We start from the raw sequence: 20110 nt of genomic DNA, 5'->3' as shown, positions 1-20110 counted from the left end.
TAGCTCGTAGAAGAGCTAAAGGAAGAAAGAAAATATCTGTGTCTTCTGATCCAAGTCATAAAAGATAATGATTAACAATTGTTAATATATAAAAGGTGTTACTTTACGGTAACGCCTTTTTTTATATCTACTATTCAGTATTTTTGCAAACACTATAATAATAATATATTACCACCAAAATGCCTAAAAATCCAAACCTTAAGTCTGTATTAATTATTGGCTCAGGACCAATAGTGATTGGCCAAGCTTGTGAATTTGATTACTCTGGAACCCAAGCCTTACGATCTTTAAGAGAAGATGGAATAGAAACAATTTTAATTAATTCTAATCCAGCAACAATCATGACAGATCCTTCTATGGCTGATCATGTTTACTTGTTGCCGCTTACTACCAAGTCTTTAGTTAAAATATTAAAAGAGCACCCTCAAATCGATGCCGTTTTGCCAACCATGGGTGGACAAACTGCTTTAAACTTATGTATAGAAGCAGACGAAAAAGGTATTTGGGAGGACTTTAATGTAGATATTATTGGAGTAGATATAGATGCTATTAATATTACTGAAGATAGAGAAAAGTTTAGAGAGTTAATGCTTAGTATTGGGGTTCCAATGGCGCCTCAAGCTACAGCTACTTCTTATCTGGAAGGAAAGGAAATAGCACAGGAATTTGGTTTCCCATTAGTTATTAGAGCTTCTTTCACTTTAGGTGGAGCAGGAGCTTCCTTTGTTTTTAAAGAAGAAGAGTTTGATGAGTTACTAACACGTGGATTAGAAATCTCTCCAATTCACGAAGTTATGATCGATAAGGCGCTTATTGGTTGGAAAGAGTATGAATTAGAATTGCTTCGAGATAAAAACGACAACGTAGTAATTATCTGTACCATTGAAAATATGGATCCTATGGGTATCCATACTGGTGATTCGATTACCGTTGCACCAGCCATGACCTTAAGCGATAAAACTTTCCAAAGAATGCGTGATATGGCTATCCATATGATGCGTAGTATTGGAGATTTTGCAGGAGGATGTAATGTGCAGTTTGCAGTTAGCCCGGACGATGAAGAAAATATTATTGCTATTGAAATTAATCCAAGAGTTTCCCGTTCTTCGGCATTAGCTTCAAAAGCTTCTGGTTACCCAATTGCTAAAATTGCTGCAAAATTAGCAATTGGTTATAATTTGGATGAATTAGACAACCAAATTACAAAATCAACATCAGCATTATTTGAGCCTAGTTTAGATTACGTAATTGTTAAAATCCCACGTTGGAATTTTGATAAATTTGAAGGAAGTGATAGAACCTTAGGGCTTCAAATGAAATCTGTAGGAGAGGTTATGGGAATTGGACGTTCGTTCCAAGAAGCGCTTCATAAAGCCACACAGTCTCTCGAAATTAAACGAAATGGACTTGGTGCTGATGGAAAAGGATATAAAAATTACGATCAAATAATTAGCAAGTTAACTCATGCTAGTTGGGATCGTGTGTTTGTGATTTACGATGCTATTCAAATGGGAATTCCATTAAGCAGGATTCATGAAATCACAAAAATAGATATGTGGTTCTTAAAACAATATGAAGAACTTCATTACCTAGAAAAAGAAATCTCAAAGTATACTATAGATACATTAGATCGTGATTTACTGCTTGAAGCCAAACAAAAAGGTTACGGAGACAGACAGATTGCTCATATGTTAAATTGCTTAGAAAGCCAGGTTTATAATAAACGAGAGGAGCTAGGAATTAATCGTGTATATAAACTAGTTGACACTTGTGCTGCAGAATTTAAAGCAGAAACACCGTATTACTATTCTACCTTCGAAAATGAAATGGAAACGGCAGATGGAAAGCGCTATTCAGATAATGAAAGTGTTGTTTCTGACAAGAAAAAAATCATTGTTTTAGGATCTGGTCCAAATAGAATTGGGCAAGGAATAGAATTCGATTATTGTTGTGTTCATGGGGTTTTAGCGGCTGCAGAATGTGGTTATGAAACTATAATGATTAACTGTAATCCAGAAACGGTTTCAACTGATTTTGATACGGCAGATAAGTTGTATTTTGAACCAGTTTTTTGGGAACACATTTACGATATAATTAAACACGAAAAACCTGAAGGCGTTATTGTACAACTTGGTGGACAAACAGCCTTAAAGCTTGCTGAAAAACTAGATAGATACGGAATTAAAATTATTGGTACTACATATCAATCTTTAGATTTAGCAGAAGATAGAGGTCTGTTTTCGAACTTACTTAAAGAAAACAACATTCCTTACCCACAATTTGATATTGCAACAACTGCGGATGAAGCTGCTGCGATTGCAGATGTATTAGACTTCCCAATTTTGGTTCGTCCATCATACGTTTTAGGTGGTCAAGGAATGAAAATTGTAATTAATAAACAGGATTTAGAAGAGCATGTTGTTGATTTATTAAGACAAATGCCAGGTAATCAATTGTTATTAGATCATTATCTTGATGGAGCCATTGAAGCAGAAGCCGATGCTATTTGCGATGGAGAAAATGTATACATCATTGGTATTATGGAACATATAGAACCTTGTGGAATTCACTCGGGCGATAGTAATGCCACTTTACCTCCTTTTAATATAGGAGAGTTTGTAATGCAACAAATTAAAGATCATACTAAGAAAATTGCTTTAGCATTAAAAACAGTTGGTTTAATTAATATTCAGTTTGCAATTAAGGATGATATAGTGTACATCATTGAAGCTAATCCAAGAGCGTCTAGAACTGTACCATTTATCTCTAAGGCTTATGGTGAACCTTATGTGAATTACGCAACTAAAGTTATGTTAGGTGCAAATAAGGTAACTGACTTTAACTTCAATCCTCAGTTAAAAGGATTTGCAATTAAGCAACCAGTTTTCTCTTTTGACAAATTCCATAATGTGAATAAACAATTAGGACCGGAAATGAAAAGTACAGGAGAAAGTATATTGTTTATAGATAGTTTAAAGGATGATGAGTTTTACAACTTATACGCAAGACGTAAAATGTATTTAAGTAAATAAGTATATTCTTTATGAATTAATAAATAAAAACCATCAAAGAAATTTGATGGTTTTTATGTTTATATCAAGTTCAGAAATAGAATTCCTGTCAGAATTGCTATTCCAAAGCTAATAAGGGTTCCTATTAAAATATATTCCGTTAATTTTCGGTGTTTGCTTTCTTTTAAATCACCAAACCTAAAAACCGATTTGGCAGTTATTAAAAATCCAACAGCTTCCCAATGATCTGTAATTATAAATATAAACACCAACAAACGTTCTAACATACCAATATATCTACCTGCATCTTTAAGAGATTCATTTCCGGTTGTTAGTTTTTCTATGTTCCATTTACTGAAAATAATCGTCATGATTATGGAAGTTGGTTGGGTTAGAAAAAGTATACAAGTAATAAGTAGTAAGTTAGCTTCAGTAAAAGTTTTTGACAAATCTAGGTTGTTGTCTGTAAATAGGTAGTAGGCTACAAAAATCATTATTATATGTAGCAATTGGTCTAGGAAAAACCACAATCGTTTTGTTTTTTTACTTTTAAAATAAAGCTTTAAAACGTCTATTATAAAATGTGAGATCGTTATGGTTAGAATAATTGGCCAAAGTGAAATATTCCATAACAAGAGCATTAATAAGATAAAATGAATGGCAATGTGAATGTAAAAAACAGGTGATTTTAATTTCTTCCTCTCTTTCTGTTTTATAGATTTTTCAGTTTGAAAAACAAAGTCTCCAATTAAATGCGCCAAAAACAGTTTGATTAAAAGCATCATAATTCCTGAGTTATTTTATGTTGATACATACTATCCAATTCCAGAATTTCCTCTAAATTGGCTCGTTTTTGCCTTCTACTAATAGCGTTTTGGTTTATTCCTAATAGTTTACCTAACTCTTCTTGAATGGCGTCTGGGTTTTCTAAACTCACTTTTACTATTTCGGCTGAGTTTACAGTCCAGCGGTCCATGCTTACTAAAGCTAATCTAAAATAAAGATTCAATTCTTTGTTTAATTGCTTATTAGGTGTTTTTATTTTAAGGCTCTGTTTTTCCTTTTTTAGAGTTTCAAGAGTTTCTCCAGAATTTTGAAATGCTTCTCCTTGAGATTCTGTAATCTGTGTTCCTGAATAAGTTTTAGTTCCAATGCCAATGGCTAGTCTAACATCTAATTCTTTAATGGTTTTAATACAAGCTTTAAGATAGAGGGCTGCTTCAAAACTTTTTTTAGCATCTTTTATTTCTATTTGAAAACTATCTCCTCTATAAATCTCCCATAAAGAAGTATCTGGTTCTATAGTTGTAAGTGCGTTTTTTAATGTATGTAACCATAATTCTGGATTACTTATACTTCTGGATTTTATAATGTCCCCTGTTATTACACTTGTCATACGTTAGTTCAATCGGTATTTATTGATATTACCTTATTTAAGAATAATGGTAATTATCACGTTATTTAGGGATAATATGTAATATCACCTTATTAAGTGATAATAAAGGTACGCTATTTTACGGAATATGAAAATAAATTCTGAAGAAAATAATTAAATACTTTGTAAGTCAACTAATTAAGTTGATTAAATTTCAACCTTAACCTTGTAAGGTTTTAATATATGTAGGTAGTCTTCTGCGGAAAAAGATTTATGATCGAGTACCTTATGTCTGTTGTTTTTTGATTTAATAAGTTCAATAGCTTTTAAAAAACGTCTAATTTCAATAGAACTGGTTAAAATTAAACCAGGAACAGCTACAGATTGATTGGCTTCATTTTTTGCAACCATAGTGAAATATGAAGAATTACAATGCTTGATTTTTCCTGTAATGATATTTTCTGAAATTACACGAATTCCAACAACCATAGATGTGTTTCCAACATAATTGATTGAAGCTTTCATGGTAATTAATTCACCAATCTCAATGGGGTTTAGAAAATCTACTGTATCTACCGAAGCTGTAACACAGTACGCCTCTGAGTGTTTTGAGGCACATGCAAAAGCTATTTGATCCATTAAATTAAGGATATAACCTCCATGAATTTTTCCGTTAAAATTGGAGTGCGAAGGCTTCATTAATTCGGAAATTGAAATACGTGAATGTGCTGCTGGTTTATAAGTCTCTCTCATTTAAAAGCGTCTATTATTTCGTTCAATATCTTCTTCTACTTTGGTAATAAAAAACTTCGTGTCTCCTAACCAAAATATTTTTCTATAACGTTCAAAATAATGAAGTTTTACGTATTTTCCTTGGAAATCCTTTAAATTTTGTATCACTTCTTTTTCTTTTCCTTCTACCGAAAACTTAAATAGTTGGCCTTCGGAAACCCCTTGGCTTATTTCTCCTTCCCAAGTTTTTATAATTACACCCTTACTACTAAACTGAACCAATTCACCTGCTCGAACCCCTTCGCTATAGGAACCATAATAGATAAATGAAGCATAACCGGCAAACCCTAAAATTATTACTGCTAAAAATATAAATAGAAATTTTCTCATAATTTATGTGTTTTATTCTTCGTCATCATGATGTATTTGTGCACGTTTTATTATAACTTCAGGAAGCGCTTTTTTTGCTTTAGCTCCCATTTTTTTCAACCTTTCAACACGTCCAACAATATTTCCTTTGCCTTCAACAAGTTTATTCATGGCAGCTGAATAGTCTGATTTTGCTGCATCAATTTTTTTGCCAACACCAGTTAAATCAGTTACTAATCCTTCAAATTTGTCGTATAAGGCACCAGCTTGTTTTGCAATTTCTAACGCATTTCGTTGTTGCTTTTCATTATTCCACATAGAATCAATAGTACGCAAGGTAGCTAATAAGGTGGTTGGTGTAACAATTACAATATTTTTTTCGAAGGCTTTGTTGTATAATGAGCTGTCTTCATTTATTGCTACAGCAAATGCTGGTTCAATTGGAATGAACATAAGGACAAAGTCAGGGGACTCCATATCGTACAAATCTTCATATTTTTTGTCAGAGAGTTGGTCTACGTGTCTTTTAATAGAGTTTACGTGTGCTTTTAGCCACATTGGTCTATCGTCATCTTCGGCATTCACTAAACGTTCATAGTCAGTCAGAGAGACTTTACTATCGATAATCATACGTTTGTTGTCAGGTAAATGTAGTACGACATCGGGAAGTACACGCGTTCCATCTTCTCGGGTAAAGTTTTGCTGAACAAAATACTCGCGATCTTTTTCTAAACCTGATTTTTCTAGCACGCGTTCTAGTACTAGCTCACCCCAATTTCCTTGCATTTTACTATCACCTTTTAATGCTCTAGTAAGGTTGGTGGCCTCTTTAGTCATTTGCTGATTTAAGTCTTTTAAACCTAAAAGCTGCTCTTTTAAAGCAGAATGCATACTTATGCTTTCTTTTTGTGTGTCTTCAACTTTCTTTTCAAACAATTGAATTTTTTCTTGTAAGGGGTTTAGAATTTGTTTGATGTTTTCTTTATTTTGAAGGGTAAATTTTTCACTCTTTTCATCTAAAATTTTGGTTGCTAACAATTCGAAGTCTTTACGTAATTGTTCTTGTTGAAGTACTAGTTCTTCATCGCGTTTTAAGAGTTGTTTCTCCAAATTCTCGTATTCTGTGTTACGTTTGGTTAATTCAGAATTTAGAAAATCTCGGTCATTACGAATGTCATTTCGTTCATTTTCAATTTTAAAAATGTTTTCTTTTAAATCAATTATAGATTTGTTTAATTGGTTCTGGCGTTCTTCAAGCATGCTTTTTTCACCTTTATTTTTTAGTTTATTGAAAGCGATACCAAGGTAGGCGCCAATACCTCCAGAAAGTAGAATTGCGAGGATGAGAATAAGATTGTCGATCATTAAAAATAGATGTTTATTCAAAGATAAATTTTTACCTTGAGGTTAAAAAATATTGACAGAAGTTAAATTAAAGTCAATAATAATGCGCGATAGTGTTGGTTTTTATGTCAGCAACTTGCCAAACAGTATTCAATTTTTGTATACCAAACAGTAGCTTGATTTAGTTATTCTCGAGCTATTAAATTTTATATAAATTCTTTGCTTTAATCCGCCCGACTGTCATGTTTGAAAATTATACAAGCTTAGCAACTGAAAGCATGAATGCCTAAGCGGTAACAGTCCCTTACTTAAAGGTGTATTTATGTGCTTATAGAAATAAAAAAAACGCTCTATCAGAGCGTTTTTATATTGAATTATGAATGGCCTTTTAGTACCAACCACGAATATTGTAAACCGTATTTGGTTGGTTTTTACCATAAGCGACACCTACTTCCTTGGCTGCTTGTATAGCTGATTTTCGTATTTCAATTTCTTGTAACTGGAGTTTCCATGTTCTGTCTTGTAAATCTTGAACACGAGCTTCAATTTTAGAAAATAGTTTTTTAACATCTCCAAAACAAGCTGATCGAGGGTTAATTGTCGATAAAATAGTTCCAGCTTCGTTTGCTGCATAAATATCTTGATTTGCTGCCCAAATAGCCTGTGCAACTCCGTATTTAGTTAAACACTCATTGTCGATAACTTTTTGGAATAGGCTTTCTATTTTTCCTTTTACGTTATCAAAGCAATCACTAGCTGTTGGGACATTAACTAATAAAAATAAAGCTTCTTCATAATTATTAACACGTTGTAATGCTTCAGATTCGGCTATAATTTGGTTGCAATTTGTATTGTAGTAATCAATTATTTTTGCTTTTCCGTTGGCAACAAAATCTTGGACTTTTTTATTATTAGACTTCAATTGCTTTATTGCTTGCATATAAGCTTTAGTTTCGTTGGTTCCAACGCCTTTTAGAGTAAATGATTCACTTGAAAATAAATTTCCAGCAATTCCATCTCCCATATAAAGGGTCATCTCTAGGTTTAATGCAATTTTCGATGGAGCAGTTCCAATTATATCTTTACTCATAACAGTTATATTTGGAGTAATGATAAATCTTGAGTTTCTAACATCATCGCTAATTCCATTGCTAGTTATAATTTGTCCAAGTTTATTGTTAAGCATGGAATGAGCACTAGCTGGAATACCTTCTATTTGATTAGGTATATAGGCTCCTAAGGAGATGTCGTAATTATTATCTTGAGCATTGACTATAGTTGCCATAAAGCAACATAAAAGTGTTATAAATTTTTTCATAATATTTTTATTTTCCTCCTAAGATTATTGTTGCACGTCCTAATCCTTTCATAACGAGTTTGTTTGGTATGTTGTATGGAGAGTTTTTTAAGTAATCGCTTAATTCTTTCACAAATCTTCTGGCATCAATAGCTCGACCTTTTTCATTAAAAAGAGGCATTCTAACTTGTTCAAAAAGAGCCATGGTTTCAGTCATGTCTGTGGTGCTGAAACGCCCTTTTACAGCATTGTCGTCTAACCAGTTTTCTATAATAAAACCTAATTCTTCATTGTCATTTCCGTATTCAGTTTCTAAATCACCATCCCAATCATCCCATGTTTGTATTCTAACAATAATTTCTCTACCGTTTTCAAACATATCATCAAAATGCATTTGTAATGTTTCGGTAAAATTATCCATATGAGCTAAAACTGCTTCAGATAGTAAAACAGAAGTTTCAGCTGAGAACGAAGGGTCTCCAGTTCCAACAGCTGTTGCAATTTGTTTGTCTGTATAAGCGTCTAGGCCTTGTAAGTTGAAAGAAATAGATTTTTTTGGACCTGTTTTATTTACAGTCCAAGTAAGTTGTAAAATAATATCAGCCTTAGCAACTTTTTTAAGAGCGTCTATCGGACTTTCATTTACTTCGCTTCCAGAATTTTTGGAGGTTCTCATATTGTCTTCTGCAGCATTCGATTCTAAAGTTTTAATTGCCGATTCCATGTTTTTTAAAGGAAATCCTCGCTCAGACATTAGTCCATTAATTTGGCTAATAACTTGTAGTACTTCGGCGTTTTCTTGAAAGGCTCTCTTGTAATCTGGAATTTTAACTGTAGTTCCTTGATCGTTATAACTAATCATGTATCCGTTTTGATTGCACCATGCATCACTTGGAACCACCATTAATGTGGGCTTTTTAGCTTGTGAGAAGCCTAATGAAATAACAAAACAGATAAGTCCTAATGTAATAAAAATATTTTTTTTCATAATTTAATTTGATTTAGAATCCAGCATTTAAAGCTCTAACAATACCTTCTTTTTCGAGTCTTTTTCTTAATTGGTCAACCTGAACAGTTACTACAACTCCAATTTTATATTCTCGTCTACTCACTTTTAGACGGTCACCGGCAGCTATATTTCCATCCGTAGCTTGAGATACATATTTTAAATAATCACCACCATCAGCAAAAAATGCATCGAAAAATTCTTCATGTTCCATAGCGACTTCTACATCAGGAACCAAGGCGTTAAACGATGTGCATCCTTGACTTCCACCAGCATATCCTTTAAAAACAATACCATGTACGGCATTTTTCATACCTCGTGATATAGCGTGTTTTGGATTTTTAGAATAAGAAGATACCTTTACTAGTTTTGCTCCTTTTTTTGCGATTCCTTGACATTCGAGGTCGTATCTAAAGATTTTGGAATCTTCATTGGCTTTATTTTTCTTCCATTGGGCTGTAGCATTAAAACTGAAGCCGATAAGACATAAGAATAAAAAGTAATGTTTAAATTTTAGTTTCATGATTTTTAATTTAATTGATTTGTTTAATTAGCATTCCTGGGTAATATTTATTTTTCGCTCCTTTAAAGGTAGTGTACTCAATTTCTGATTCGTTTTCTTCTGTGGCCATATAGCGGTTATCCCATATATGATCTTTTTCTACTCGAATAACTCCTATTTGTTTGTACTCTGTTTTCCCTTCTTTGTTAATAACTTGTTCTAAAACGGCATATTTATCACCTTTTTCAAGACCTTCTTTAAGACCAATTTTGGCAGCTATAGGGTCGCCACTCAATAAAGGGGTTTTTGTTCTAAATACTTCGTAGCTTCTTTGAAGTTTTGCTATTACCGCATCAGAGGCTTTTACAGTGGCGGTAGCAATCAATTCTTCATCGGTTTGTTTTGTGAATTTGGTGCTTTGCAAATCCGCCCAAGCGCTTTCCATCCCAACAAATTCTAATGAAAAAATATCTGATTCGTCAAATGCTTTAACACGTTCTGGATCTAGTTCGTTGTCTTCAGTCCATAAATCATTGTAAAAAATAGCTGCTACTTCTTCATTCCATACAAGTTTATACAAATAAGAATCGGTTTTAATAATATATCCTTTCCCCAAAACATCAACACCTTGTGCCGTTGTATTTGCTATTAGGCTTACATCGGAATTCCCTGCTTCGGAGGCTGCGCTAGAAATTGCAGAGAGGATACTATTGGTTTTTTTTGCAACTTCTTCTTTGTTCGTGTATTTAAAATTATTAATTACCACGAAAGTATTGTTAATAAGCTCTTCTCCTGCATCAGCAATTAATGCAAGACCTCGCTCTGTTTGATTTGCAATTTTAACATCTAAATCGGAGGCATTATAATAACCTCTTTTTGAGATAAGGTCCATGTTAAAACCACCTTTTTCACTTCTGTTAAACCATTTCGCTACCATTAACTTTGCAATGTCGTTGGTGTTTAGGAAGTCTGTTATAGCTTCATGTTGTGCGGTATTAATTTCTTTTCTTGATAAACTATTGTCGATTGTTTTTGGAATAATTCTACCTTCTACTATGTGGGAGTTAAATTTTTCTGGTAACGGATAGTGAATGAATGAATTTTGAATAATTTCTGAATGTTCTTCGTTTTTATCAGATACCATTAAGGTGTATAATGAACTTCTTCTATAAATTAAGTCATTAGTTTCTGATTGAGAAAAGGTTGAAATTGAATAAAAGCATAAAAAGGTTAAGAGTAAAATTTTTGACATAGATTATAAAGTTTAGTTATTGTATAGATTTGTTAACTCCATCCAGTTTTGTTACAAACTATATGTTTATTTGGAGGTAAAGGTTAACGTTTATTGGAGTATTAATAAGGATTTTATGTAATTGTTTTAATATGAGAGTTTAAACATACTTAAAATTCCTACAAAAACAATAAGAGTAGATGTTATTTTTTAAAAAAAAAGGTGAATTAGTCCCATAGAAGTGAGCTAAGAAATAAAAGTTATTTCTAAAGAATAATAATTATTTATTGATTTTGAAACTTCCAGTTTGCTTATCGAAAACAATTAAATCTTCAGGGAAAAGTGTGTTAAAAATCCCTTTTGAAATAAGGTTGCATGGTTGATCAGCTACAATTTCATGGTTGGTCATAACAATCATTTTATCGCAAAGTTGAATAGCTAAATCAATTTCATGCGAAGAAAACAGGATGGTTTTTCCTGTATCTTTTACTAAGTTTTTTAGTAGTTTTAAAATGTACGCTTTATGGTACATGTCTAAATGTGTAGTTGGTTCGTCAAGGATAATCAAGTCAGTGTCTTGAGCTAAGGCACGAGCAATTAGAGCCTTCTGTAGTTGTCCGTCACTTAATTCATAACATTTTTTATGCTTTAAGGATTCAATGTTGGTTAGGCTTATGGCTTGGTTAACTATGTTGATGTCATCAGAAGTTAGGCTTCCAACCCAGTTGGTATAAGGGTGCCTTCCTAAGGCTACTAATTCGTAGATGGATAAGTTTTTAGATACAATGGATTCAGTTAAAACCAAACTCATTGTTCTTGCTAATTCTTCAGAAGTGTAATTAGAAAGTAATTTATTATTAATTAAAACACTTCCACTTAAACTGTTTTGAACGTTTGTTAAAGTTCGTAACAGTGTAGATTTCCCTATACCATTAGCTCCAACTAAACCTATTAACTCTCCTCTGTGAAGCTCAATATTGATGTTTGTAGCTATGGCCGACTTATCTTTTTTAGATTTATATCCTATACTCAGATTCTCTGTTTTTAAAATGATATGTTGGGTTTGGTTCGTCACGATTTTTTTATTCAAATTAAAATATCATTTTACGTTTTCTAACCAATAACCAAATAACTACAGGAGCGCCAATTAAAGAAGTAATGGCGTTAATTGGTAACGTATAGTCACTTGCTGGTACTTGTGCAATACTGTCGCAAATTAACATGATTATGGCTCCAAACAAAAACACTGCTGGCAATAATACTTTATGGTTTGAAGTGTTAAAAACCTGCCTTGTTATATGTGGAATAGCTAAGCCTATAAAAGCAATTGGTCCAGCAAATGCTGTAATAGTTCCAGCTAACAAGCTTGTTGCAATAATGATGATAAAACGACTTTGTTTAATATTTAAACCAAGGCTTTTTGCATAATTCTCACCCAATAATAATGTGTTTAGTCCTTTTATGGAAATTATACTTAATAAGATTCCAAAGCAATAAATAGCAAAAAAGATAGCAAGTTCATTCCAAGTTAAATTACCTAAACTTCCAAAACCCCAAAATATGTATTGTTGTAATTGTTCTGCAGAACTAAAATAGGAAAGTACGCTTACAACCGCAGCTGTAATACTTCCAAACATGAGTCCAATTATAAGAATTGCCATTGTGTCCTTTACTCTAGAAGCAATTACTAATACGGCAAGTAGTACTAAAAAACTTCCTAAGCTAGCTGCAATTACAATACTCCATTTAGAAATTAAGAAGGAAGCAAAAGCTCCTCCAAAAACACCTGCCCCTAAAATAACTAAAGCAACACCTAGACTAGCTCCAGAGCTAATACCTAAAACAAACGGTCCGGCCAAAGGGTTTCTAAAAAGTGTTTGCATTAATAAACCTGAAATACCTAAACCAGAACCTACTAAAATAGCAGTCATGGCTTTTGGTAATCTATAATTTTGAATAATATATTGCCAAGGTTCATGATTTAAAGTACCAAAGAAGCTTTTAAAAATAGCCTTATTTGGAATTGAAACAGAACCCAAACTAATATTCATAAAAAAGCATATAATCAGTAAAATAATTAATGCAAGAAAGGAAATAGTATATGTGTTTGTTTTTGGCAACTATTCTAAGGGTTTAAAAAAATATGGCGTATAGTTTTCTAATAGTTCTGGATGACAAATTTTAATGATGTCCTTTAACACTAAATCAGGCCTGGCTAGACCCATTTCGTAATACAAAACACCTCCAGTTAATCCCTTGGTATTAGCAAAAGTGAACATGTTTTTGGATTTAAAGGCATCAAATTTTGTGTAATGCGAATTAGCTTTTTCCAAAGCTTCATAAGAAGCGTAATAAGATGGATTTATCCAAAACTGAGCATTTTGAGCTTTATCTAAAACAACTTCAAAGTTTAATGACATACTTCCGGAACCTGTAGTATCACTCCATAAATAATCTACATTGGCATCTTTTAAAATTTGAGCTTCAGTGCTTGTTCCCGTAGGTAAATGCCAAATATCTTTATGCATGGCACCACTTAAAACAGTGGGCTTGTTTTTAGCCTCTATAGCAATAGACTTTGCTTCTAAATAGCTTTTTTCTATTGAATTAAAAATGGAATCGGCTTCCTTGGTTTTATTATATAAGGCTCCAAAAAACTTAATCCATTCAGCTTTTGCTAAAGGAGAGTATTCAATCCATTCGCCGTTATAAATAACTGGAATTCCAGATTTTCTGATAGTTTCAAAGGTTTTGTTGTTTCCGTCAATTCCAAAACCAATTACTACATCTGGTTGTAATTCAAGTAAGACTTCTGTGTTGATGCCTTCATTTTTGCCTAATTCTCTAACGTTTCCATTATCAATTCTTGTTCTTGTATTTTCAGAAGAAATATAATCAGTACCAGGGAACCCAACGAGTGTGTTTTCTACTTCTAAAAGTTCCAAGGCAGGAATATGTGTGGTGGAAGTTACCACTATTTCCTTTATAGGAATTGTAATTATACCGTCAAACTCTGAACTGTTTAAAGAAATTTTAGGAGCCATACTTTTATGTACTAAAGCATAACGGTAGGTTTTTTCGGCTTTTGGCCAAGGATTATTTATAGTTAATGTACTATAGTTGTCGTGATGTGTTATTTCAAATCCTTTAGCATAAACCAAATTAACAGTAGTTGAAACTTGTTTTATTGCTGTTTCCGTCTTATTGTTTTTACAATTAAAAAACAGAACAAAAATACTTATTAATATATATCTAAAAATCATAATTTCTGCAACATTTATAGCTGTCTATTTATTCTTAGGTTCATACTTAACTAAATTTTAAAGCATGTACCACGGTTCAAATTTAGTAATATATATAGTAGTTGGAATCATAATCTTTCATTTTTTAATTGAGCGGATTTATACCTTCCATCGTACTCCCGTATTAAAAATAATTTTTAAGGTTCAAGTAGATATTCATTTTAATTAAACTATTTTTGCAGTGAAATTTGGTTCGACTTATTAGTCGATTAAATGGGAATCTGGTGCAATTGTAATAATTAATTCCAGAACTGTTCCCGCAACTGTAAGCTAAAAAGCTTCATGTAAAACTTCAATGTCACTGGATTTATTTCTGGGAAGACCTACATGAAGACGCAAGTCAGGAGACCTGCCATTTTCAATAACTTAATTTAAAAGTTTTCGGGAAAAAAACTTTAAGAGTATGAAACAGCTTATTAGCACTTTTTTAGTATTTAATTTTTTGGTTGTGGCGTGGTCGCAGACACCAGAGTATAGTATTCAGCAGCTTGATGAAATTGTTTTAAAAACCGATAGGTATTTGGAAACGTTTTCAGACACGCAGTTAACTAGTGTTTTAACGGATAGTGTTTTGTTAAGGAGCGCTTCATCTTTAACACAATTACTAAACAATAACGCTTCTATTTATTTTAAGGAAAATGGTTTAGGTATGGTTTCTTCTCCTTCTTTTAGAGGGACAACTGCACAACAAACTGCCGTTATTTGGAATGGAATTAATATTAATTCGCAATTTAACGGACAGACAGATTTTAATACAATTAATATAAGAAGCTTCGATAATGTTACTGTGAGAAGTGGTGGAGGAAGCGTACTATACGGAAGTGGGGCTATAGGAGGTACGGTACATTTAAATAATGATTTGAAATTTAATTCTGGTTTTGAGAATAATCTTTACGCTAGCTATGGAAGCTTTAATACTTGGGATGTTGGATATAATGGAAGTGTGTCTTCAGAAAAATTTTCTGTTGATGTCGGACTAAGTAGAACAAGTTCTTCTAATGACTATAAGTATGTAGATAGCGATAAAACCAATTTAAACGGACAATTTTATAACAGCACTTTGTCGGCAAACTTTGGTTATAAAATTAATAAGAAAAATGTTATTAAGTTTCATGGTTATCTATTTGATTCTGAGCGTCATTTTTCATTATTGTCACCATCTGAAACACCTACAAAATATCAAGATTTAAATACTCGAAACCTTTTAGAGTGGCAAGGTTTTTATGGCAAGTTTATTTCTACATTAAGGTTAGCCCATATATCGGAAAACTATAAATATTTTCATAATTCAGAAAAAAGCACCTTTAGTTTTGGCGAAGCAAAATCTTATATAGGGAAGTATCAGTTAGATTATCAAGTGTTTAAGAAAGCTAATTTACAAAGTGTTGTAGATGTTACTTATACTTCAGGTGAGAGTTCTAATATTGAAGAAAATAATCGAACAATTTCAGGGTTTAGCTTGTTGTTTAAACAAACATTTAAAAAGCTTTTATATGAGGCTAGTTTAAGAAAAGAAATCACTAATAATTACGAAAGTCCTTTATTGTATAGTTTGGGAGTTCAGTATCATGTTACATCTAATTATGCTATAAATTTGAACGGCTCTAAAAACTTCAGAATTCCAACGTATAACGATTTGTATTGGTTTGGAAGTGGTAATTTGGAGTTGAATCCAGAAACCTCAAATCAAATAGAATTAGGTAATGAATTTACATTTAATAAAACATCGTTTTCGGTAGTTGGTTTTTATAATGATATTAAAAACATGATTCGTTGGCTTCCATCTGGAAGTATTTGGAAGCCTGTAAATACAGATCATGTATTAAGTTATGGATTGGAAGCCAAACTGCATATAGAACAACAAATTCAATCTCATAAAATAGCATTGGGAGGTACTTATGCCTATACGGTTTCAAAAAATAAAGACACTGAAAAACAGCTTATTTATGTGCCAAATCATAAGGCAACGGCTATGTTGAATTATCAATATAAACGTATGTCAGCCTATTATGAAACCGTGTATGTAGGTGAGGTGTTTACTTTATCAGATAACAACCCTAATTATATATTGGATGCTTATTTGCTATCCAATGCTGGAGCAGAATATGCATTTGGGAAAAGCCGCAATTATACGGTAGGACTTCAATTTAAAAATATTTTTAACATCAATTACCAAGCTGTATTAAGCAGGTACATGCCTGGAATTAATTATAATTTTTATATAAACCTTAATTTTTAAAACAAAATGAAAAATGTATTTAAGCTTTTAACTTTAATTGCAGTATTTGGTTTTTTAACCACTTCTTGTAGTAATGATAATGATGATGGCACAACTCCACCAGTAGTTTCTTTAGGAGATTATGCAAATGGTATTTTAGTAACTGCTGAAGGAGGCCCAGCTTCTGTTTCTTATATTTCGAATGATTATTCCACTTCAGAAAACAATATCTATTTTAATGTAAATAATGAGGAGTTAGGAGTTTATTTGCAATCTATGGGTTTTAATGATAACAAAGGTTATATCGTTTCAGATAATGTAAATACTGTTGTTGTGGTTGATCGTTATTCTTTTATCAAAGAAGGTTCTATTTCTGATGGCCTGAATCGGCCAAGATATATAGCTTTTTCTAATGGAATAGGCTATGTTACTAATTGGGGTGATCCTTATGATTCTTCCGATGATTTTGTTGCAGTAGTTGATTTATCTACTAACATGGTTATTAATACAATTCCTGTTGGTGAAGGACCTGAGCAGATAATTGCTGTTGGGAATAAATTGTATGTATCTCATAAAGGTGGTTATAGTGTCAATAATATTATTTCCGTAATTGACGTTACGAATTCAACTGTAAATACAATAGTAGTTAACGATATGCCAGACGAGATGATTATCAATAACTCAGGACAACTTGTAGTGCTATGTGAAGGAAAACCAGCATGGACAGGTGATGAAACTCTGGCTTCTATTTCTAAAATAGATTTATCTTCAAACACAGTTATAGAAACATTGAGTTTTGCTGATGGGGTACACCCAAGTGCTATGGGGTATACTAATGGAAAGGTTTATTATCAATCCAATAATGAAGTTTTTGAGTTAAGTGATTCAGCAAGTACAGTGCCTAGTAGCGCCATATTAACCTTAGACGCAACAACTCCTTATGGTATGGCTGTAAAAAATGATAAATTATATGTAACAGATGCGAAGGATTATGCGTCTTTAAGCGATTTGATAATTTACGATTTAAACACTAAATCTATAGTAAATACCTTTGAAGTAGGGTTGAATGCATCAAAAATTTATTTTAACTAAAATTAAATTAGTTAGTTTTAAGATGTATTGTTAACAAAAGGCTTGTCGGAATTTAAATTCTGACAAGCCTTATTATTTCTTGTCAATATACATTCTGTTTTTTGTTAGAGTAAAATCCTTACTATCTCCAATTACTTCTAAATTACTTATAGGTTCAATAGACATTCTTCCACCGTAAATGATGTGTTGTAATGCAGCAGCCAATAAAGTTTCTTCAGGATTTCCTAAAACACCTAAGTCTCCATAGTTTTCTTTAACGGGAAAATCTGGATTAAGTCCTTCATTATAATCTGTGTTTCCTACAGCATTTATAGTTTTCATTACTAATGGCTGCATGGCATAGGTGTGAATTGGATTGATGTTTTGCCCACTGAAGTCAGCTGAATCAAAAAGTGTTATTGAGGCTTGATATTTTCCTGTGGTTGTAGTTCCAATTTGAATAACATCTATATACGGATTTAAACAATTTATTACCAACTCGCTAGCAGAGGCAGTGCTCTTACTTGTTAAAATATAAACCTTACTTAGATTCAAGCTGTTTAATTGGGTTCCATTATTGGTATTTGTAAAATTGTTAATTAATGAATTTGGAGCTAATTGCGATTGAATTTCACTATTCCACTGTTCTGTACAAAAAACTTGACCTGTAAATTGCCCAGTAATCATGCTAGATAATAAAATAGCCGTGTTTACAGAACCTCCAGAATTATAGCGTAAATCCAATACTAAATTCTGAATGTTTTGTGATTGAAAATAACCAAACGTATCGTTAAGGTGTGAGTCGAAATCTCGTGTAAAACCGTTGTACATTAAATAACCAACATTTTGGTTAGCTACTTCTAATACTTGTTTTATAAAAACAGGATTTTCTGTATAAGGCGATTTTGTTAAATTAATACTTTGGTTGGTAGATTCAATGGTGTCATCATCTGTTTCAGGAGTGCCATTATCATTATAAACTGCTAGGTTTATAGTGTAATTATTCGGGCTGAGCAGTTGTCTGTAATTATTCATATTTAACGAAACGCCATTTACAGCATGGAAAATATCACCACGTTTTAAGCCTTTACTTTCAGCATCTGTATTTGGTAACACATAACGCACGTAACCAAAAACTTCAGTGCTAGTATTGGAAAATCTAACTAGACCAAATTCCATTCCGTTATTAAAAGTGTTCCCGTTTAACTGTTGTTGTAATTCTATATAATTATCGGTAATCCAACTAAACCTATCAATGGATTGCCGTTGGAATAGAAGGCTTTCAAATAAATCTTCAGGAGAAGAAAAACTACTTAAAAAACTATCGTATTCAGAATCGTTAAATCTGTTGTTTGCTAAATTAGGTACTTCTTCTTTATATAAATAATAAGCGTTTAATCCTTTCCATACAAAGTTGTTTAAATCTTTTGTTGATGGAGGATTGTCGTCTAAATCCTCAAAACATCCAACATTAATAAAGGAAAGTAAAAATAATAAGCTAAGTAGTTTTATGCGTTGAGTTTTCATATAAAAGGTTTTCTTCCGCAGAATTGGAATAAAAATACTTACTTTATCTCGTACAAAAAATTTTTTGTAACAAAACAACAAGTGTTTCGTCGTAATAGTAAGCAGGCATAAACCAACTGTTGAAAACCAATCAAAACTATGACACAGGCAGAATTTATACATATTGTCATGCCGATTAAAGATAAAGTCTTCCGCTTAGCGAAACGATTATTGGTTTCGAAAGAAGAAGCTGAAGATGCAACACAAGAGGTTTTGTTGAAATTGTGGAACAATAAAGAAAAGATAGAAGATTATAAGAATGTTGAAGCATTTTCTATGACAATGACCAAGAATTTTTGCTTGGATAAACTAAAATCTAAACACGCTCAAAATTTAAAAATTGTACATAGTAATTATGAAGACACAAAAACATCATTACAGAAACAGATAGAATTTAACGACAGTGTAGATTGGGTAGCAAAAATTATAGAAAGGTTGCCAGAACAACAAAAACTGGTAATTCAATTAAGAGACGTAGAACAGTATGAATTGGATGAAATTGCCAAAATGTTAGACATGAATAATACAGCAGTAAGAGTGGCCCTGTCTAGAGCAAGAAAAGCAATAAGAGAACAATTAACTAATACACATAGTTATGGCACTAAATAATATAGAAAACTTACTTGAAAAGTACGAAAACGGCGAAACAAGTTTAAAAGAAGAAAAAGAGTTAAGAAACTACTTTTCACAAGAAACCGTTGAACCTCATTTAGAAATGTACAAACCTATGTTTGTTTACTTTTCAACAAATAAAAAAGAAACATTTACCAAAACCGTTGCATTAAAATCTAAAAAAACACTCGGTTATAAGTGGGTTTCGGTAGCAGCAGTAGCAGTTCTATTATTAGGTTTTTACTTTAGTATGCCTTTGTTTCAAGAAGACGATGATTTAGGAACCTTTGACGATCCAATGATGGCTTATAACGAGGTAGTTAAATCTTTAGAATTAATTTCCAATAGTTTAAATAAGGGAACTGAAAAAATAAGCTATTTGAACCATTTGGACAATGGAGTATCTAAGGTTGGTTACTTAGAGGAAATGGAAAACACCACCAAAATAATATTTAAATAAAACTTTAAAAACAA

General features: G+C 32.3%; 18 protein-coding genes and 1 riboswitch. Of the genes, 5 read left to right on the top strand and 13 right to left on the bottom strand.

What is annotated here, in order from left to right; translation table 11 throughout:
• The first annotated feature begins 179 nt into the window (after positions 1-179).
• A complete protein-coding gene (gene carB, locus VKY41_RS11550; protein WP_500814610.1) occupies positions 180-3032 on the top strand; it encodes a carbamoyl-phosphate synthase large subunit in 2853 nt (950 codons plus the stop codon).
• A 59-nt stretch (positions 3033-3091) separates the two neighbouring features.
• On the opposite strand, the gene VKY41_RS11545 is transcribed toward carB, so the two are convergent.
• The 12 genes from VKY41_RS11545 to VKY41_RS11490 form a co-directional block, all read right to left on the bottom strand.
• Positions 3092-3796, bottom strand: coding sequence for a DUF3307 domain-containing protein (locus VKY41_RS11545; protein ID WP_500814609.1), 705 nt, complete (start codon positions 3794-3796; stop codon positions 3092-3094).
• Positions 3793-4407 carry a transcriptional regulator gene (locus tag VKY41_RS11540; RefSeq protein ID WP_500814608.1) on the bottom strand — a complete coding sequence of 205 codons (615 nt, stop codon included), beginning with the start codon at positions 4405-4407 and terminating at the stop codon, positions 3793-3795. The genes VKY41_RS11545 and VKY41_RS11540 overlap by 4 nt, the downstream gene beginning before the upstream one ends.
• 186 nt (positions 4408-4593) lie before the next feature.
• Entirely contained in the window at positions 4594-5139 is a 546-nt protein-coding gene (locus VKY41_RS11535) for an acyl-CoA thioesterase (RefSeq protein ID WP_500814607.1), read from the bottom strand.
• Entirely contained in the window at positions 5140-5508 is a 369-nt protein-coding gene (locus VKY41_RS11530) for a DUF8785 domain-containing protein (protein WP_500814606.1), read from the bottom strand.
• Between the two features lie 12 nt (positions 5509-5520).
• Positions 5521-6852, bottom strand: a complete 1332-nt coding sequence (locus VKY41_RS11525) for a DNA recombination protein RmuC (RefSeq protein WP_500814611.1) — start codon at positions 6850-6852, stop codon at positions 5521-5523.
• 367 nt (positions 6853-7219) lie between these two features.
• The gene (locus tag VKY41_RS11520) at positions 7220-8149 is read right to left on the bottom strand and encodes a hypothetical protein (protein WP_500814605.1); all 930 of its coding nucleotides are present in this window, start codon (positions 8147-8149) and stop codon (positions 7220-7222) included.
• Between the two features lie 7 nt (positions 8150-8156).
• A complete protein-coding gene (locus tag VKY41_RS11515) occupies positions 8157-9116 on the bottom strand; it encodes a DUF6175 family protein (RefSeq protein WP_500814604.1) in 960 nt (319 codons plus the stop codon).
• Between the two features lie 13 nt (positions 9117-9129).
• Entirely contained in the window at positions 9130-9657 is a 528-nt protein-coding gene (locus VKY41_RS11510; RefSeq protein WP_500814603.1) for a hypothetical protein, read from the bottom strand.
• A 10-nt stretch (positions 9658-9667) separates the two neighbouring features.
• Positions 9668-10888, bottom strand: a complete 1221-nt coding sequence (locus VKY41_RS11505) for a hypothetical protein (RefSeq protein ID WP_500814602.1) — start codon at positions 10886-10888, stop codon at positions 9668-9670.
• Positions 10889-11147: 259 nt separating this feature from the next.
• Positions 11148-11942, bottom strand: coding sequence for an ABC transporter ATP-binding protein (locus tag VKY41_RS11500; protein WP_500814601.1), 795 nt, complete (start codon positions 11940-11942; stop codon positions 11148-11150).
• Between the two features lie 16 nt (positions 11943-11958).
• On the bottom strand, positions 11959-12987 hold the full coding sequence (locus VKY41_RS11495) for a FecCD family ABC transporter permease (RefSeq protein WP_500814600.1): 1029 nt from the start codon (positions 12985-12987) through the stop codon (positions 11959-11961).
• Positions 12988-14130, bottom strand: coding sequence for an ABC transporter substrate-binding protein (locus VKY41_RS11490; protein WP_500814599.1), 1143 nt, complete (start codon positions 14128-14130; stop codon positions 12988-12990).
• A gap of 211 nt (positions 14131-14341) precedes the next feature.
• Positions 14342-14540, top strand: a riboswitch (cobalamin riboswitch).
• Positions 14541-14572: 32 nt separating this feature from the next.
• Here VKY41_RS11490 and VKY41_RS11485 point away from each other — a divergent pair.
• Together VKY41_RS11485 and VKY41_RS11480 are read left to right on the top strand one after the other, a co-directional pair.
• Positions 14573-16408 carry a TonB-dependent receptor plug domain-containing protein gene (locus tag VKY41_RS11485; protein WP_500814598.1) on the top strand — a complete coding sequence of 612 codons (1836 nt, stop codon included), beginning with the start codon at positions 14573-14575 and terminating at the stop codon, positions 16406-16408.
• Between the two features lie 6 nt (positions 16409-16414).
• Positions 16415-17479, top strand: coding sequence for a DUF5074 domain-containing protein (locus VKY41_RS11480; RefSeq protein WP_500814597.1), 1065 nt, complete (start codon positions 16415-16417; stop codon positions 17477-17479).
• A 72-nt stretch (positions 17480-17551) separates the two neighbouring features.
• Here the strand turns inward: VKY41_RS11480 and VKY41_RS11475 are convergent, their stop codons facing one another.
• Positions 17552-18985, bottom strand: a complete 1434-nt coding sequence (locus VKY41_RS11475) for a GFO_1087 family putative carboxy terminal peptidase (RefSeq protein ID WP_500814596.1) — start codon at positions 18983-18985, stop codon at positions 17552-17554.
• 138 nt (positions 18986-19123) lie between these two features.
• Here VKY41_RS11475 and VKY41_RS11470 point away from each other — a divergent pair, with 138 nt between their 5' ends.
• Positions 19124-19633, top strand: coding sequence for a GFO_1088 family ECF-type sigma factor (locus VKY41_RS11470; protein ID WP_500814595.1), 510 nt, complete (start codon positions 19124-19126; stop codon positions 19631-19633).
• Positions 19620-20096, top strand: coding sequence for a PG0215 family putative anti-sigma factor (locus VKY41_RS11465; RefSeq protein ID WP_500814594.1), 477 nt, complete (start codon positions 19620-19622; stop codon positions 20094-20096). Before VKY41_RS11470 ends, VKY41_RS11465 begins: the two co-directional genes overlap by 14 nt.
• Positions 20097-20110 lie beyond the last annotated feature (14 nt).

It is taken from the genome of Xanthomarina sp. (genome assembly GCF_035306605.1).
In the GTDB taxonomy this organism is placed as follows: Bacteria; Bacteroidota; Bacteroidia; order Flavobacteriales; family Flavobacteriaceae; genus Xanthomarina.
This window is presented reverse-complemented; position numbering and strand designations above follow the sequence as displayed.

What these genes read in the sequence shown, in the direction of transcription:
- VKY41_RS11530 (WP_500814606.1), bottom strand. Translation starts at nt 5,508, where the DNA reads ATGAGAAAATTTCTATTTATATTTTTAGCAGTAATAATTTTAGGGTTT.
- carB (WP_500814610.1), top strand. Translation starts at nt 180, where the DNA reads ATGCCTAAAAATCCAAACCTTAAGTCTGTATTAATTATTGGCTCAGGA.
- VKY41_RS11520 (WP_500814605.1), bottom strand. Translation starts at nt 8,149, where the DNA reads ATGAAAAAATTTATAACACTTTTATGTTGCTTTATGGCAACTATAGTC.
- VKY41_RS11525 (WP_500814611.1), bottom strand. Translation starts at nt 6,852, where the DNA reads ATGATCGACAATCTTATTCTCATCCTCGCAATTCTACTTTCTGGAGGT.
- VKY41_RS11465 (WP_500814594.1), top strand. Translation starts at nt 19,620, where the DNA reads ATGGCACTAAATAATATAGAAAACTTACTTGAAAAGTACGAAAACGGC.
- VKY41_RS11475 (WP_500814596.1), bottom strand. Translation starts at nt 18,985, where the DNA reads ATGAAAACTCAACGCATAAAACTACTTAGCTTATTATTTTTACTTTCC.
- VKY41_RS11490 (WP_500814599.1), bottom strand. Translation starts at nt 14,130, where the DNA reads ATGATTTTTAGATATATATTAATAAGTATTTTTGTTCTGTTTTTTAAT.
- VKY41_RS11505 (WP_500814602.1), bottom strand. Translation starts at nt 10,888, where the DNA reads ATGTCAAAAATTTTACTCTTAACCTTTTTATGCTTTTATTCAATTTCA.
- VKY41_RS11540 (WP_500814608.1), bottom strand. Translation starts at nt 4,407, where the DNA reads ATGACAAGTGTAATAACAGGGGACATTATAAAATCCAGAAGTATAAGT.
- VKY41_RS11480 (WP_500814597.1), top strand. Translation starts at nt 16,415, where the DNA reads ATGAAAAATGTATTTAAGCTTTTAACTTTAATTGCAGTATTTGGTTTT.
- VKY41_RS11510 (WP_500814603.1), bottom strand. Translation starts at nt 9,657, where the DNA reads ATGAAACTAAAATTTAAACATTACTTTTTATTCTTATGTCTTATCGGC.
- VKY41_RS11535 (WP_500814607.1), bottom strand. Translation starts at nt 5,139, where the DNA reads ATGAGAGAGACTTATAAACCAGCAGCACATTCACGTATTTCAATTTCC.
- VKY41_RS11515 (WP_500814604.1), bottom strand. Translation starts at nt 9,116, where the DNA reads ATGAAAAAAAATATTTTTATTACATTAGGACTTATCTGTTTTGTTATT.
- VKY41_RS11485 (WP_500814598.1), top strand. Translation starts at nt 14,573, where the DNA reads ATGAAACAGCTTATTAGCACTTTTTTAGTATTTAATTTTTTGGTTGTG.
- VKY41_RS11545 (WP_500814609.1), bottom strand. Translation starts at nt 3,796, where the DNA reads ATGATGCTTTTAATCAAACTGTTTTTGGCGCATTTAATTGGAGACTTT.
- VKY41_RS11470 (WP_500814595.1), top strand. Translation starts at nt 19,124, where the DNA reads ATGACACAGGCAGAATTTATACATATTGTCATGCCGATTAAAGATAAA.